Here is a 15,072-nt window from a genome sequence, read left to right as displayed (position 1 = left end):
CTGCACGGATGAACTTCCGCGCGCCCGCGTCCGTATCCCCCGTCGTGAGCTCGACAGTGATCACCGAGGCGACCCGCCCCTCGCTCGACCGCACCGCCACCATGCACCCCACCGTTCGTCGCGGGCTCGACCGGTTCGAGGTGGGCGCGCGAGTAGGCGACTTCGAGCTGCTCACCGAGCTCGGTTCAGGGGCGTTCGCCCGGGTCTTCCTCGCCCGGCAACGCTCGATGCAGCGCTTGGTCGCGGTGAAGATCTCCGCCGACAGCGGCACCGAGCCACAAACCCTGGCCCAGCTCGACCACGACTACATCGTGCGAGTCTTCGATCAGCTGGTGCTCGATCCGCCCGACGACGGCTCACCCCGCCTGCGCCTGCTGTACATGCAATTCCTGCCCGGCGGCACCCTGCTGGGCCTGCTGCGCTGGGTCCGCGCGACCCCACCCGCCGAACGCAGCGGCCGACTCCTGCTCGACGCGATCGACGCGGCGATGACGGAGAAGGGCGAAATCCGTCCCGCGGATTCGAGCGTGCGCCGCGAGATCGCCGACCTCAGCTGGCCCGACACCGTGGCCTGGCTGGGTCGACGGCTGGCCGCGGCGCTGGATCACGCGGCCGACCGGGGTGTGCTCCACCGTGATGTGAAGCCGGCGAACGTTTTGCTCACGGCCGAGGGTGTGCCCAAGCTCGCCGATTTCAACATCAGTTTCAGCGAGAACGCGGGTACCAGCCCGCTCTCGTATTTCGGCGGGTCGCTGGCGTACATGTCGCCCGAACAGCTCGAGGCCAGCCATCCCGGCCACGACCGCAGTGCCGCCGACCTCGAAGCTCGCTCCGATCTCTTCTCGCTGGGCGTGCTGCTGTGGGAATTACTTACCGGCACAAAACCATTCGACGACACCGGTGCCGACGACCCGGCCTGGGGCGATCAGACCAGACTCGAGGCGATGCTCGCCGCACGGCGCGCGGGCGTGAGTAGTTCCGCGCTGCGGCAACTTCCGCCGAACTGCCCGCCCGCACTGCGTCGAGTGTTGCTGCGCTGCTTGGAACCCGAACGAACAGACCGCTGGCCCGATGGCACCGTTCTCGCCGAACAGTTCGATCTGTGCCTCGACCCCCGCAGCAGAAACCTGGTCGACCCACCCGCTGGTTCCTATCGAATTCGCCTGCGGCCCTTCATGGTTGTGCTGATGGCACTGGCGATCGCGGTACCCAACGCGCTCGCCGTGCGATACAAGACCTGGCAGAACTCCGGCCTGCTGGTGCATCGGCTCGAGCCCGCCGCTCGCGAGGCGCTGCACATCGTCTCGGTGGTCACCAACGTGATCTCGTTCGCCCTCGGCGCGGTGATGCTGGTCTTCCTGTCCCGCCACGCGATCCTCATCCCGCGCGCATTGCGAGCGGGACGGCGCGTGAGTACCGACGAGTTGGGGCGGGCCGGAAGGCAATCGCTACTTCTGGGTGACCGGGCAGTTGTTGTCGCGCTGCTGTTCTGGATCACCGCAGCCGCGATTCTGCCCGCCACGGTGAAGGCGAGCACCGGCGAATTGGAGGCCCGGACCACGGTGCAATTCCTGACGTCGAACGCCATCGGCTGCGCGGTCGCGGCGACCTACGCGTTCTTCCTCATCACCTTTTACATGGTCCGCTGCGTCTACCCGATCTTCCTCCAGCAGGGCCACCTGTTCCACACCGATGCCGCAACGCTGCGCGGACTCCTGCAGCGCTGCGGCTGGTACCTGGCGGTAGCCGCGTCCATCCCGCTGATCGCGATGGTCGCCATCACCTTGCTCCCCACCGAGGACCTGCTGCCGACCCTGGTCTCGCTGCGCGCGGTCTACCTCGGCAGCGTCGTCGCCTTCATCGGCTCGTACGTGCTGTTCCGCGCGATCGAAGCCGATATCCGGGCACTGATCAGAGTCGTCGATCCCCCGGTCAGAACTAGGAGTACACGGCTGGGTTGAGGGTGCCGATGTAAGGCAGGTCTCGGTAGCGCTCGGCGTAGTCGAGGCCGTAGCCGACGACGAATTCGTTGGGGATGTCGAAGCCCACGTGGGCGACGTCGACGGGGGTGCGCAAGGCGTCGGGCTTGCGGAGCAGGGTGACTACTTCCAGCGAGGCCGGGTTGCGGGTGGACAGGTTGCGCTTGAGCCAGGACAGGGTCAGACCCGAGTCGATGATGTCCTCGACGATCAGGACGTTGCGGCCCGCGATGTCCTTGTCCAGGTCCTTCATGATGCGCACGACGCCCGAGGACGAGGTGGACGAACCGTAAGACGACACGGCCATGAATTCGAGCTGGGTGGGAATCGACAGCGCCCTGGCGAAGTCGGTCATGAAGAAGATCGCGCCTTTGAGGACGCAGATCAGCAGGAGGTCACCTTCGGGGGAATCGGGCGGGTATCGCTTGGCGACGAGCTCGGCCAGTTCCTCGATCTTGGCTTTGATCTCGTCTTCGGTGATCAGCACCGATGCGATGTCGTCTCCGTACACGGAAGTGGGTGTCCCTTCGTGGCATCAAATGCGCGGCTGTGCTCGCACCGCCAGCGTGCCATGTTCGCGCGTCACGACCAACCTGTGGCCCCTCGGCCCGCCTCCCACGGCCACCCCGCCCTGCCCGCGCCAATTGCTAACCAACTCGTCGATCGCCTGTAAATGGGCATTCATGAGCCCGGTGACGCCTTGATCGGCGAGCCAGGCGCGCACGGCCCGGCGACGCAGCGCGGGCGGCGCAGTGGCCAGGATCTCGATCGAGACAGTGGGTCGATCGTTGTCGCCGGTGCCACTGCCGTGCGAGCGCGCCGTCCGCAGCAGCTCGTCGGCGTAGACATCGAGGACCGCCCCGTCCTCCCGTAGTTGATCGGCGGTGCGAACCAGCGCCTTGGCCACGCCACCACCGAGCACCTGTTCGAGCAGCGGGAGCACTTCGTTGCGGACTCGCACTCGCGTGTATCTGAGGTCCGCGTTGTGCGGGTCGTCCCACGCTTCGATCCCCAGATCGGCACACATCCGCACCGTCTGGGCCCGCCGCACCCCGAGCAACGGCCGCCCCCACGGGGGTTTCCACGCCACCATCCCCTGAATCGACCGCCCGCCGGACCCGCGCGCCAGCCCGAGCAACACCGTCTCGGCCTGATCATCGAGCGTGTGCCCGAGCAATACCGGCCGCCCCGCCCGCACCGACTCCAGCGCCTCGTACCGAGCCGCGCGCGCGGCCGCCTCTACGCCACCCTCGCGCCCCACCTCGACCGGAACGACCACCGCCGCCGCACACCCGAGCGCGCGCGCCCGCTCAGCGGCCCGCTCAGCGACCTCCGCCGAACCGTCCTGTAACCGATGATCGACCACGACGGCCGTCACTTCACCGGCCTCGACGACAGCGGCGGCCACCAAGGCCAGCGAATCGGCCCCGCCCGACAACCCGACGACCACCGGCCGCCGGCCACCCTGCGCGACCACCCACTCCCGCACCCCCCGCCGCACAGCGAGCACCGCCGCCGTCTCCGGCAGCCGGATACCGCCCGGTTCCGTCATCTACCCCAGCACCCGGCGAATCCACCGCTCGGGCTCGTCGACCTCGTCCAGCAACGGCAGTGTGTCCGCGTTCGTCCACACCGTGTTGAACTCCGCGATCCCCACCCGTTCGACCACGGCGTCGACGAACTTCTTGCCTCGTACGTACTGCGCGACCTTCGCGTCCACCCCGAGCAGCGCCCGCAGCAGCCGCTGAACCGGATTCGACGGCCGCTGCCTGCGCCGATCGAAGGCCGCCCGGATATCGGCGACAGTGGGCACCACCGCGGGCCCGACGGCGTCCATCACATGATCCGCGTGCCCCTCGAGCAGCGTGCCGAGCATCAACAGCCGATCCAGCGCCTCGCGCTGCGGCGGCGCCTGGGCCGCACGCAACAGCCCGACCACGCCACGGCTGTTCGGATCGTCGGCGTTGTCACCGTTGCGCCGCGACCGCACCTCGCCGACCAACCGGGTGAGCAGCTCGCTCATCGGTTCCTCGCCGACCTCACTCAAGATGTCGACGTTGGTGCGCATATACCCGGCCAACCAGGGCGCCGACGAGAACTGCACCCGATGCGTCACCTCGTGCAGGCACACCCACAACCGGAAGTCGCTCGGATCGACACCCAGCGCCCGCTCGACGCCGAGAATATTGGGCGCGACCAGCAGCAATGTGCCGTCCTCGCCGGTGAACGGGTCGTACTGCCCGAGAATCGCGGTGGACAGGAACGCCAGCATGGTCCCGGCCTGGACGCCCGCGGGCTTCCCGACGAACTTGCCGCCGTCCGTGGATTCGGTGCCGGTGAGCACCGCCATCGAATCGGCGGCCGCGGCGATCCAGCCCGGCCGGTCGACGATCCGCGCCTCCGGTACCGGCCGATCGTCGAGCAACCCACTGACCTCACGGACCGGCAGTTCTGCCAGCACCGAGGCCGACGCCAACTCGGCGACGACCTGTTCGGCCGTGGCCCTGGACGCGCGCGGGCCGGAGGGCGCCAGCAGCGCCCCGGTCCGCGCGGCCAACGGCCAGTCCACCGCTCCGCTGAAGCTGGAACTCTTGCGCTCGGTCTTGTCGGTCATAAACCACCCGTTCTCTACGAGCATCCGCAGTTGCGCAGGGCACCCGCCACCGCGTCGAGCGCCGGCCTGCTGAGCTCCGGCAACCGGTCGTTCGACATGAGTGCGAAGGTGAGCACCCGGCCGTCGCGGTCGAGTACATATCCGACCAACGCGCTGGCCACACTCAGAGTTCCGGTCTTGGCCCGCACCCACCCCGCGCCCTGCCGGTTCTGGGTGACGAAGCGCGGTGCGAGCGTACCGGTGCCGCCCGCGACGGGCAGGTAGTCCAGCATCGGCGCGAGAGCCGCTGCGCGCGGGTCGTTTTCGGGCTTGGCCTGTGTTCCGGCAGGCGCTACTGCCGCGGCGCCGGTCGGCTCGGCGGCGGTGGCGATGATCGAATCGAGCAGCTTCGGCGTCACCCGGTCATCCACGGAAAGTCCACTGTTGTCGGCCAAATGCAACCCGGTGACATCGAACCCGGCCGCCGTCAGGGCCGCCGAAGTAGCCGCCACAGCACCGGTGAAGGACGCCGCCTGCCCCGACGCCACCGCCAGCTCACGTCCGATGGTCTCAGCCAGCACATTGTCGGAATGAATCATCATGTCGTGCAGCCGAACTCGCAGCGGCGCCGATTCGACCTTCGCCAGCTGGACCCCGCTCTGCGCGGCCGGACCGACCCGCACGGCGCCGGGATCGATACCGAGCTCGGCGGCCAGCGCCCGACCCGCGTCGAGCGCGGGGTTCGCGGTGCGCGGGGAATAGTCGGCCGAAGGGTCGAACCGGCCCCCATCGAGCATGATCGGTTCGATCGGCGCGATCGACCCCTCCGGAATGTCGACCGGATCCCAGCCCGAAGCCATCGTCGGCCCCGTGTAGGCGGAGGTGTCGACCACGATCGCCTTCGCCTGCGTCCCCGCGGCCCGCACCTGCGCGGCCAGATCCGAGATCCGCGCGCCGTCGGTGTAGTAACCGCCGGTGGCGCGGGTGGTCAGCGTCGGATCCCCGCCGGCCACCAGCACCAGCTCGCCGGGCACACCGGCGAGCACCTTCGTGGCCACCCGCTGATCATCGGGCAACGTCAGCAACGCGGCCGCGACCAGCATGATCTTCGCCGTCGACGACGGAATCATCGCCTTGGTCGGGTCCTGACTCCACAGCACCGCTCCGCTGCTCGGATCGGTCACCTGACCCGCGAACGCACCGAGATCAGGGTTCCCGACCACCGGCGCGAGCGCCGCGGCGATTCCCGCCGCCGTCGGCGCGGGCGCGTCCGATCGCGCGGGCGCAACCTCGGGAAACACCTGACCCGTGTCCGGCGGCGGCGCCACCGTGAGCCCGCCGTGCCGGAATTCCGGCGTCCACGGCCGTGCGATCGCCGCGAAACCGCCCGCGATCACCAACAGCGCGACGATCACCGCCGACAACCAGATCCAGCGGGACCCGCGGCGCCCCTGCACCTGCGATCCCGGATTGCTGCCGCTTGTACCGACCACGCCCGTGTCTCCCTCAACGCCGCCCGACACGCCTCGACTGCGCGACTACAGCCGCCTGCCGCACCGGTGTACCAGCACACCACACTATCCTCGTTGCGCAACGGTTCCCCAGAACGATCTGGCGATTCGGCACAGACCAGCACCGAACGAACAAGGAGATGGCGTGGAGTTCGACGTCACCATCGAGATTCCCAAGGGTTCTCGGAACAAGTACGAGGTCGATCACGAGAGCGGCCGGGTCAAGCTCGACCGGTACCTGTACACCTCCATGGGCTACCCGGCCGACTACGGTTTCATCGAGAACACCCTCGGCGAGGACGGCGACCCGCTCGACGCGCTGGTGCTGCTGCCCGAGTCGGTGTTCCCCGGCGTGATCGTCGAGGCCCGCCCTGTCGGCGTGTACCGGATGACCGACGAGGCCGGCGGCGACGACAAGGTGCTGTGCGTGCCCGCGGGCGACCCGCGCTGGGACCACGTCCAGGACCTGGGCGACGTCTCGGAGTTCGAACTGTCGGCGATCAAGCACTTCTTCGAGCGCTACAAGGATCTCGAGCCCGGCAAGTACGTCGAGGGTTCGGAGTGGCTGGGCCGCGCCGAGGCCGAGAAGATCATCGACGAGTCCTTCACCCGGCTGAAGGAATCCGGCCACTGAGCCGATAGCCCTACGAAAAACGGGAAGTCCGAAGAGTTTTCGGACTTCCCGTTTTCGTGTCAGTACCAGATGTACAGATCCCAGCCGTCCCAGGTCTCCGTGCACTCCCAGTAGTACCCGCCGGTGTAGGGATCCTCCCCGGCCGCGCGGCACTGGTAGAGCTCGTAGTAGGTGCCGTAATAGGTCCCATACGGCGCGGCGGCGGCACTGCCCGCACCGACCGCCGACACCCCGGCGACGGTCGCGACGGCCAGCAGAGCGGCGGCGATAGTGGATTTGATGCGCATGTTGTTTCTCCTGACGCGGGCAATTCCGACTTCTCGAAGTTATTGCGGCGCAGCGGTTCGAACAGCCACCCCTAGGGGTAGGTTCGCTCTCCCCTTGGTCGCTTCACCTACCCCACCCTCGGATCGGTAGTGCTGGCACCACCTTCGATTCGGGCGCGCACGGCATAGGCACGGCCGCCGCCAGTTCATAGGCTCGAATCATGCAGCTCAACACCACTTTTTCGAGTAAGTCACTGCGCGCCTTCGCGGCCGGAACCGGAATGCTCGCACTACTCGCCGTCACAGCGTGCGGGCCCGAGAACAGCGCCACCGCGGCGCAACCCGATCGTCCCGAGATCCGGCAGGCGCTCGAATCGGTGGTGCAGGCGGGATTCCCCGGCGCCCAGGCCGTGATCACCGACGCGGCGGGCGAACAGACCATTACCGCCGGGGTCGGCGATATCGGCACCGGCGCACCGATTCCCGACAACGCCTACGTCCGAATCGGCAGCAACACCAAGAGTTTCGTCGCGACCGTGGTCATGCAGTTGGTCGCCGAGGGCAAGGTCGACCTCGACGGTCCCGTCGAGCGGTACCTACCCGGTGTCGTCCGAGGCAGCGGCAATGACGGCGCTCGGATCACCGTGCGCCAACTGCTCCAGCACACCAGCGGTCTACCGGACTACCTGGCCGGTGGCGATCCCAACCTGCGCGCCGCCCCCGGCACGCAGCAGATCGCACCCGACCCGGAGGTCATCCGCCTGCGCCACTTCTCGCCTGCCGAGCTGGTCGGCATCGCGATGACGATGCCGCCGCAGTACGAACCCGGCGCCCGCTCGGTCTACACCAACACCAACTACATCCTGCTCGGCATGCTGATCGAGCAGGTCACCGGCCGCCCCGCCGCCACCGAGATCAGCACCAGGATCATCGAGCCACTCGGCTTGCGCGACACCTACTTTCCCGCTGCGGGCGACATCGGTCTGCGCGCACCACACCCGCGCGGCTACCAGAAAATCGACGGCACCCGTATCGATTTCACCGATTTCGATCCCTCCTGGGGCGATACCGCGGGTGCGATGATCGCCACCGGCTCGGATCTGAACCGCTTCTTCCTCGCCCTGCTGGACGGCAAGCTGCTGCCCGCGGCGCAACTGGAACAGATGCGCCAGACGGTGCCGTTCGATCGAATGCCCTCGGCTGGTTACGGTTTGGGCCTGGTCGAGCAGACCACCTCGTGCGGTAGGAAGACCGTCGCCCACGGCGGCAGCATCCCCGGTTTCGACACCCGTACCGGCGTCACCGCCGACGGCGTCGCGATAACCATCACCGTGAACGAGCTGCCGAGCAGCAAGGAGCAGGCAGAGGTTGTCGAGCGGGCCTTCGACACCGTGGTGTGCGCCTCGTGAGACGCGCGATCATGGCCGTCGCGGTTTCCGCGATCGCCGCCGGATTACTCGGCGCTACAACGGCATCGGCCGATATCGACCCGCTCGAACGCTTCCGCCAGCAGTCGCTGACCTGGCAGCCCTGCGATGATCCGCGCCTCGATCCGGCGGGTGCCCAATGCGCGGAGGTGACCGTGCCGGTGGATTACTCGGCGCCACAGGCGGAAACGATGACCGTGGCCATCTCCCGGCTCCCCGCCACGGACCCGGCGAAACGTCGCGGCGTGCTGCTGTCCGATCCGGGCGGCCCCGGCGCCCCCGGTCTCGACTTCATGATCGACGTGCGCGAGGCGATGAGCTCTGACGTCCGTGACCGCTACGACCTGATCGGCATGGATCCGCGCGGCATCGGCCGCTCCACTCCGGTGAACTGCCGCTGGCAGCACGGGTTCGGGCTGGAGTCCGCCGGTCTCGACGGTGTCGGTTTCGCCGAAAGCGTTGCCCAGCAAGCCGAACTCGCCGCACTGTGCGTGGCGAATGAGGGGCCTCGGCTCAACCACATCACCACGCGCAACACCGCCCGCGATATGGACGTCATCCGCGCAGCCCTCGGCGAAGACCGGATCAGCTACTTCGGCACCTCCTACGGCACCTACCTCGGCGCGGTCTTCGCCCAGCTGTTTCCCGAGCGCAGCGACCGGTTCGTCCTCGACAGTGCCGTCGACCCCGAGCACTACGGATCGGTCGGAATGATCCGCGCCATGGGCCCGGTCAACGAGGCGGCGTTCGACCGATGGGCCGACTGGGTGACCACGCACAACGCCGAGTTCCGTTTCGGCGCGGATCGTTTCGCGGTCAGAGAGACCGTGCAGAACATGGTCCGCCGCGCGAACGACGTGCCGATCCGGATCGGAGAGTTCACCGTCGACGAACACAGCCTGCCGATGGTGCTCTACCGCGGGCTCGACGATCCGCGCAACTATCCGCTGCTGGCGCGCCAGATCCGGCAACTCGCCGACGCCGCCGACGGCATGGAGGTCCGGCCCGAACCCGAGCTGGCCGCCTCACTCGCCTTCATGCTCACCGCGCAGCCACGCGACTACTCACCGGCGCTGGCCGTCCTGTGCGGCGATGTGGAAGTACCGCGCGATCCGGCCTGGTACTGGCGCAATATCGAGGCGAGCCGTGCCGATCAACCACTGTTCGGCGCGTTCGCGAACAACATCCCGCCGTGCGCGTTCTGGGCTCCCCCGGTCGAGCGGCCGACCGTGATCGGCAATGCGGTGCCGAGCCTGATCGTCCAGTCCACCGACGACACCCGCACCACCCATGCGGGCGCGCAGGTCATGCACCGGGCAATGACGGGCTCACGCATGGTGACCTTGGAAGACGTTGCGGTGCACTGGATCTACGGCAATTATCCGAACACCTGTGTGGACACGACGGTCAACACCTATCTCCGCGACGGCACGCTGCCCGACACCGACCTGATCTGTCAGGACGATCCGGGCCGCGAGTCCAGGTAGGCCAGTACGGCGAGGACCCGGCGGTGGCCCGATTCGTCGGCGGCGAGCCCGAGCTTGGCGAAGATGCTGCGAATGTGTTTGAGCACAGCGCCTTCGGTGACGACGAGGCGTGCCGCGATGGCGGAGTTGTCCTGTCCTTCGGCCATCAGCGCGAGCACTTCGCGTTCGCGGGCGGTCAGCGTGGACAGCGGATCGTCGGCCTTGCGGCGCACCAAGAGTTGCGCGATCACTTCCGGGTCCATCGCGGTGCCACCGGCCGCGACGCGGTGCAGTGATTCGAGGAACCGGTCGACCTTGCCGACCCGTTCCTTGAGCAGGTACCCGACGCCGCCGCCACCGTCTCCGAGCAGTTCGGAGGCGTAACTGTCCTCCACATAGGAGGACAGCACGAGCACCGGCAGCCCCGGGTGGACGGTCCTGGCGTGTACCGCGGCGCGCAGGCCGTCATCGGTGAAGGTGGGCGGGAGCCGCACGTCCACCACCACCGCGTCCGGCCGGTCGGCGCAGACGATCGCAAGGAAATCATCGGCGTTGTCGACGGCGGCGACCACGTCGATTCCGGCCGTCTTCAACAGCAGGGCGAGGCCTTCCCGAAGGAGGGCGTCGTCCTCGGCGATCACGACCCGCACGGCAACTCCACCCGCACCACAGTAGGCCCACCGGCGGGGCTGCTCAGCGTCATCTGCCCGTCGAGCGCCTCGGCCCTGCGCCGGATGCCGGCCAGGCCACCGCCGTCGGTCACCCGCGCTCCACCCCCACCGTCGTCGCGGATCTCGACGGTGAGCAGATCGGGCGGCCCGCCCAGTTCGATCGACAGCGTGGCGGCGCCGGAGTGTTTGGTCGCATTGGCGATCGCCTCGGCGATCACGAAATAGGCGGCGGCCTCCACCGCCATCGGCCGCCGGGTGATGCCGTTCGTCTCGAGTACGCACGGGATCGGACTACGGGCGGCCAGCGCGGAAACGGCGCTGTTCAGACCCCGATCCGAGAGCACCGGCGGATAGACGCTGCGCACCACATCGCGGAGTTCGGCCAGGGCCGCCGAAGCTGTGTCCTGGGCGGTCCGCACCATCCGATCGGCGGCCTCGGAATCACGGTCGCGCAATTGCTCGGCCAGCCCCAGTTGCATGATCACCGCCGCGATCCTGGCTTGGGCGCCGTCGTGCAGGTCGCGTTCGATGCGGCGCAGTTCGGCACCGTGCGCGTCCAACGCGGCGGCCCTGGTCGCGGTCAGTTCGGCGACCCGATCGGCCAGCAGGGCGTTCTCATCCGGTGCGAGCAACGCGGCCGCCACCCGGGCCTGCGCGGTCGCCGCCTCGGGCGCACGCAGCGCGAGGGCGCCGTAGACGATGCCGATCACCGCGCTCACCACGGCGGCGGTCCAGGAATCGATGACGATGCCGCCGCTCGATACCGCACCGCGGCCCCCCGCACCCCAGTAGCTCGAAACGGCCAGATGCTGCACCGCGCTCAACGGCAGCGCCACCGCCAGCGCGGCCAGCGGCAATCCGACGATCGCGTGCAGCACCAGCCAGGCGAGATCACGCCGATTCGCCGGATCGGCGGCCAGCGTCGCGAGCTGATGACGCAGGTCGCCGGTCAACGGCTGATAGGCGGGCACAATCGGCGTGCCGAGCCGCTTGCCCGCCCTGCGTCGCTCGACACCGAGCAGTGGCCGGATCAGTTTGACCGCCTCCGGCCACGCGGGAATGCCGATCCCGATCAGGCTCGCGGCCGCGACGATCGCCAGCGCGACCACCGCGAACAACGACGCGACCCCGGTCAGCCCACCGACCACCAGATAGCCGACAGCGGCGGGCAGCCGACGTAACCGTCGCACTACACCGCCGCTGCCGAATCGACTCACCCGATGATCATGCCGGGGGCGCGCCTGTCCCCGGGCGACCACCCGCCTGTGGGCCATGCCGATCTTCGGTGGGAGCACTGGACTGCGCGGCGGTGTCGATCAACGCACCAACCCCTTCGGCGGCCTTGGCATCGCCGACAGCCTGGATTCCGCCCGACATGCGCAGCGGAACTTCCTTCCAGAACAGCACGAGCAGCAGTGCGATCAGGGCCACCGCGGCCGCGACGAGGAACACCGTCGACATCGAGTCGGCGAAGCCCACCTGGAACGGCTTGGCCAGTTCGGGGTCGAGCTGCTGGATGATCGAGCTGTCCTGCAGCACCTTGCCCGCGGCCGACGTGTCGTGGGCGAGCAGGCCCTTCGCCAGGGCGGCGTCGGCCGGGTTCGTGCTCTGCGCACCCTCGATCACAGCCTGCTGATAGGTCGGATCAGCCGCCGACTGCTGCATCTGCTCGGTGATGTTCGGGGTGAGCAGCGAGAACAGGATCGACAGGAACACCGCGGCGCCGAGGGTACCGCCGATCTGACGGAAGAAGGTCGCCGACGCGGTCGACACGCCCATGTCCTTGGGCGGCAACGCGTTCTGCAGAGCCAGGGTCAGCGGCTGCATCAGGTTGCCGAGGCCGAAGCCGGTGGCCGCCATGAACAGCATCGCCAGCCACAGCGGGCTGTCGGCGTCGAGCAGATGCAGCAGGAACAACCCGAGCGTCAGCATGGTCGCGCCGATCACCGGGAAGGCCCGGTAGCGCCCGGTCTTCGAGATCAGCCGGCCCGAGAGAATCGAACCGGTCATCAGCCCGAGCACCATCGGCAGCATCTGCAGACCTGCCTCGGTCGGCCCGGCACCGCGCACCACCTGCAGGTACTGCGGCAGCAGCAGCATGCCGCCGAACATCGCCGCACCGACGACGAACGAGATCACCACGCCGAGGGCGAACGTCACGTTGTCGAAGATCCGCAGTGGGATCAGCGCCGCGTCGCCCATGTACTTCTCGACCGCCACGAACCCGATCAGGCCGAACACGCCGATCGCGTAACAGACCACCGAAGAGGTACTACTCCAACCCCATTCGCGACCCTGCTCGGCCACGATCAGCAGCGGAACGAGTCCGACCGCGAGCACCACCGCGCCCGCGAAGTCGATGCGATGGGTGGCGTGTGGCTTGCGCGGCAGGTGCAGCACCCGGGTCACCACCACCAGGGCGAGCAGCCCCAACGGCACGTTCACCAGGAACACCCAGCGCCAGCCGGTGATGCCGAGAATGGTGTCCTGTCCGGCCAGCAGACCGCCTAGCACCGGGCCGAGCACACTCGAAATACCGAACACCGCGAGGAAATAGCCCTGGTAGCGGGCACGCTCGCGAGGTCCGATGATGTCGCCCATGATGGCCAGCGCCAGCGACATGAGTCCGCCCGCGCCGAGACCCTGGAACGCGCGGAACGCGGCCAGCTGATACATCGAAGTGGCCAGCGTGCACAGCAGCGAACCGACGATGAACAGACCGATCGCGGCCAGGAAGAACGGCTTGCGGCCGAACATGTCCGAGAGCTTGCCGTAGAGCGGAGTGCTGATCGTCGCGGTGATCAGGTAGGCCGTGGTGGCCCAGGCCTGCAGCGAATAGCCGTCGAGATCGTCGGCGATGGTGCGAATCGACGTCGACACGATCGTCTGATCGAGCGAGGCCAGCAGCATGCCGAGCATCAGGCCCGACAGGATGGTCAGGATTTGGCGATGGGTGAAGCCTGCCGGTGATTCCACCGGGGCCGCGATTGTCGTCACGAAACGTTCTCCGTAGTACTCAGTGCGGGCGGCTGGGTCAGCAGGACCGGGCGGGCCGCGTCGTAGTCCTCGACGAACCGCGTCAGCAGTCCGGCGAAGAGCGCGCGATCGTCGGCCGACCAGTCCTCGGTGATGATGGCGACGGAGTTCCGGCGGCGTGACCGGATCCGATCGGCGGTCTCGCGCCCGTGATCGGTCACCTCCAGCACGGTGGCCCGCCCGTCGTCGGGGTCGGCGGTGCGGACCACCAGGCCACGCTCCACCAGTTGCGCTACCTGCCTGCTCACGGTCGACGCGTCCGAATGCACCGCCTCGGCGAGCGCACCCGACCGCATCGGCCCGTCACACACCAGCCGGAACAGCACCATGAAGCCCGCCGGGTCGATCCCCGAGCGGTCCTTGATCTGGGCCATCGCCCGGTCGCGCAGCCGGTGCAGGCGCGCCAGCTGGACAGCGATCGCGTCGATCGCGGGCTCACTCTCACTCACACTTTTACCTTTACTTGCATCAATCAATTAGTTGTGTGATGCAAGTATGTAGGCAGAACGGTCACCGGGGCAACCGTTTGAACTGCCTTTACTCGCCCTTGAACTCCGGCGCGCGCTTCTGGAACACCGCCGAAATCGCCTCCGGCAGGTCCTTCGACGGCAGGAACGCCGCGTTCCACGTCGACACATACCGCAGGCCGTCGGCCACCGCAGGGCTGGTCCGCTGCTCGAGCACGTCCTTGATGCCCTGCACCACCAGCGGCGGGTTGCTCGCGATCTCGCGCGCCATCGCGTGCGCGGCGGCCAGCACGGCCTCCTGGTCGGCGAACACCTCGTTCACCAGACCCATCCGCTCGGCCCGTGCCGCGTCGATGTCCTTGGCGGTGAAGGCCAGCTCACGCAGATTGCCCTCGCCGATGATGCCGGGCAGCCGCTGCAGCGAACCGATGTCGGCGACGATCGCCACCTTCGCCTCACGCAGGCTGAACTTGGCGTCCTCGCTGGCCAGCCGGATATCGGCCGCGGCGATCAGATCGAGGCCACCGCCGATGCACCAACCCGACACCGCCGCGATCACCGGCTTGGTGCACTCGGCCAGCGCCGTCACCGCGGCCTGCATCCCGCGGACCTCCTTGAGGAACTCCGTGCGCGGCCCTGCCTTCGCGTCGTCGGCCAGGACCGGCGCCAGCGTTCCCGCCGTCGCAGCCAGGTCGAGACCGAACGAGAAATGCTTGCCCGATCCCGTGACGACCACGGCCCGCACCTGCGGATCGGCATCGAGCTCGGCGAAGACCTCCGGCAGCTCACGCCAGAAGTCGGGTCCCATCGCATTGCCCTTACCCGGCCCGATCAACGTGACCTGGGCAACGTTGTCGGCGATCTCGACGGTAAAAGCCTTCCATTCACTCATGCCCCGATTATTGCCACCACGCCAACATGCCGCCCACTCAGCCCCGACCCCCCGACCCTCAGGGAGGGGCCGGACGCGCAGCGGCCGGGTTCGCGGCCGTCCCGTCGATCAGGCGCCGTTGCGTAGGCGA

Annotated in this window: 14 protein-coding genes; 4 read left to right on the top strand and 10 right to left on the bottom strand. The window is 68.2% G+C overall.

The features are described 5' to 3' along the window. The first annotated feature begins 44 nt into the window (after positions 1 to 44). Positions 45 to 1,961 (top strand): serine/threonine-protein kinase, encoded by a 1,917-nt coding sequence (locus OHS03_RS30160; RefSeq protein WP_328658730.1) that lies wholly within the window; start codon positions 45 to 47, stop codon positions 1,959 to 1,961. Here the strand turns inward: OHS03_RS30160 and hpt are convergent. From hpt to dacB, 4 genes are read right to left on the bottom strand one after another with little or no spacing between them, the layout of a single operon-like run. Then, entirely contained in the window at positions 1,939 to 2,490 is a 552-nt protein-coding gene (hpt, locus tag OHS03_RS30155) for a hypoxanthine phosphoribosyltransferase (RefSeq protein WP_056819061.1), read from the bottom strand. The genes OHS03_RS30160 and hpt overlap by 23 nt on opposite strands. A gap of 24 nt (positions 2,491 to 2,514) precedes the next feature. After that, complete coding sequence (tilS, locus tag OHS03_RS30150; RefSeq protein WP_328658728.1) at positions 2,515 to 3,531, bottom strand: tRNA lysidine(34) synthetase TilS; 1,017 nt, start codon at positions 3,529 to 3,531, stop codon at positions 2,515 to 2,517. Next, a complete protein-coding gene (locus OHS03_RS30145; protein WP_056819065.1) occupies positions 3,532 to 4,593 on the bottom strand; it encodes an Rv3626c family coenzyme F420 biosynthesis-associated protein in 1,062 nt (353 codons plus the stop codon). It abuts the gene before it with no gap. 14 nt (positions 4,594 to 4,607) lie between these two features. Beyond that, positions 4,608 to 6,065 (bottom strand): D-alanyl-D-alanine carboxypeptidase/D-alanyl-D-alanine endopeptidase, encoded by a 1,458-nt coding sequence (gene dacB / locus OHS03_RS30140; RefSeq protein WP_328658726.1) that lies wholly within the window; start codon positions 6,063 to 6,065, stop codon positions 4,608 to 4,610. Positions 6,066 to 6,228: 163 nt separating this feature from the next. Between dacB and OHS03_RS30135 the strand changes: the two genes are divergently transcribed. Further along, positions 6,229 to 6,717 carry an inorganic diphosphatase gene (locus OHS03_RS30135; protein ID WP_056819069.1) on the top strand — a complete coding sequence of 163 codons (489 nt, stop codon included), beginning with the start codon at positions 6,229 to 6,231 and terminating at the stop codon, positions 6,715 to 6,717. A gap of 59 nt (positions 6,718 to 6,776) precedes the next feature. Here the strand turns inward: OHS03_RS30135 and OHS03_RS30130 are convergent, their stop codons facing one another. Beyond that, positions 6,777 to 7,004: a hypothetical protein gene (locus OHS03_RS30130; RefSeq protein WP_056819071.1), complete on the bottom strand. Its 228-nt coding sequence runs from the start codon at positions 7,002 to 7,004 to the stop codon at positions 6,777 to 6,779. 200 nt (positions 7,005 to 7,204) lie between these two features. Between OHS03_RS30130 and OHS03_RS30125 the strand changes: the two genes are divergently transcribed. After that, positions 7,205 to 8,392 carry a serine hydrolase domain-containing protein gene (locus OHS03_RS30125; protein WP_328658725.1) on the top strand — a complete coding sequence of 396 codons (1,188 nt, stop codon included), beginning with the start codon at positions 7,205 to 7,207 and terminating at the stop codon, positions 8,390 to 8,392. Beyond that, positions 8,389 to 9,897, top strand: a complete 1,509-nt coding sequence (locus OHS03_RS30120) for an alpha/beta hydrolase (protein ID WP_328658723.1) — start codon at positions 8,389 to 8,391, stop codon at positions 9,895 to 9,897. Before OHS03_RS30125 ends, OHS03_RS30120 begins: the two co-directional genes overlap by 4 nt. Here the strand turns inward: OHS03_RS30120 and OHS03_RS30115 are convergent. From OHS03_RS30115 to OHS03_RS30095, 5 genes are all read right to left on the bottom strand, one after another. Continuing rightward, positions 9,867 to 10,526 carry a response regulator transcription factor gene (locus OHS03_RS30115; protein ID WP_062991392.1) on the bottom strand — a complete coding sequence of 220 codons (660 nt, stop codon included), beginning with the start codon at positions 10,524 to 10,526 and terminating at the stop codon, positions 9,867 to 9,869. The genes OHS03_RS30120 and OHS03_RS30115 overlap by 31 nt on opposite strands. Beyond that, complete coding sequence (locus OHS03_RS30110; protein WP_328658721.1) at positions 10,514 to 11,764, bottom strand: sensor histidine kinase; 1,251 nt, start codon at positions 11,762 to 11,764, stop codon at positions 10,514 to 10,516. Before OHS03_RS30110 ends, OHS03_RS30115 begins: the two co-directional genes overlap by 13 nt. Before the next feature lie 7 nt (positions 11,765 to 11,771). Next, on the bottom strand, positions 11,772 to 13,535 hold the full coding sequence (locus tag OHS03_RS30105; RefSeq protein ID WP_328664480.1) for an MDR family MFS transporter: 1,764 nt from the start codon (positions 13,533 to 13,535) through the stop codon (positions 11,772 to 11,774). 5 nt (positions 13,536 to 13,540) lie between these two features. After that, positions 13,541 to 14,032 (bottom strand): MarR family winged helix-turn-helix transcriptional regulator, encoded by a 492-nt coding sequence (locus OHS03_RS30100; RefSeq protein WP_328658720.1) that lies wholly within the window; start codon positions 14,030 to 14,032, stop codon positions 13,541 to 13,543. Between the two features lie 88 nt (positions 14,033 to 14,120). Next, a complete protein-coding gene (locus OHS03_RS30095; RefSeq protein ID WP_328658716.1) occupies positions 14,121 to 14,942 on the bottom strand; it encodes a crotonase/enoyl-CoA hydratase family protein in 822 nt (273 codons plus the stop codon). Between the last annotated feature and the right edge of the window lie 130 nt (positions 14,943 to 15,072).

Source organism: Nocardia salmonicida, from assembly GCF_036142455.1.
Lineage (GTDB): Bacteria > Actinomycetota > Actinomycetes > Mycobacteriales > Mycobacteriaceae > Nocardia > Nocardia salmonicida.
The sequence above is the reverse complement of the archived record's forward strand: the minus strand, read 5'-3'. Positions and strand labels throughout refer to the sequence as shown.

What these genes read in the sequence shown, in the direction of transcription:
- OHS03_RS30095 (WP_328658716.1), bottom strand. Translation starts at nt 14,942, where the DNA reads ATGAGTGAATGGAAGGCTTTTACCGTCGAGATCGCCGACAACGTTGCC.
- OHS03_RS30145 (WP_056819065.1), bottom strand. Translation starts at nt 4,593, where the DNA reads ATGACCGACAAGACCGAGCGCAAGAGTTCCAGCTTCAGCGGAGCGGTG.
- OHS03_RS30125 (WP_328658725.1), top strand. Translation starts at nt 7,205, where the DNA reads ATGCAGCTCAACACCACTTTTTCGAGTAAGTCACTGCGCGCCTTCGCG.
- tilS (WP_328658728.1), bottom strand. Translation starts at nt 3,531, where the DNA reads ATGACGGAACCGGGCGGTATCCGGCTGCCGGAGACGGCGGCGGTGCTC.
- OHS03_RS30130 (WP_056819071.1), bottom strand. Translation starts at nt 7,004, where the DNA reads ATGCGCATCAAATCCACTATCGCCGCCGCTCTGCTGGCCGTCGCGACC.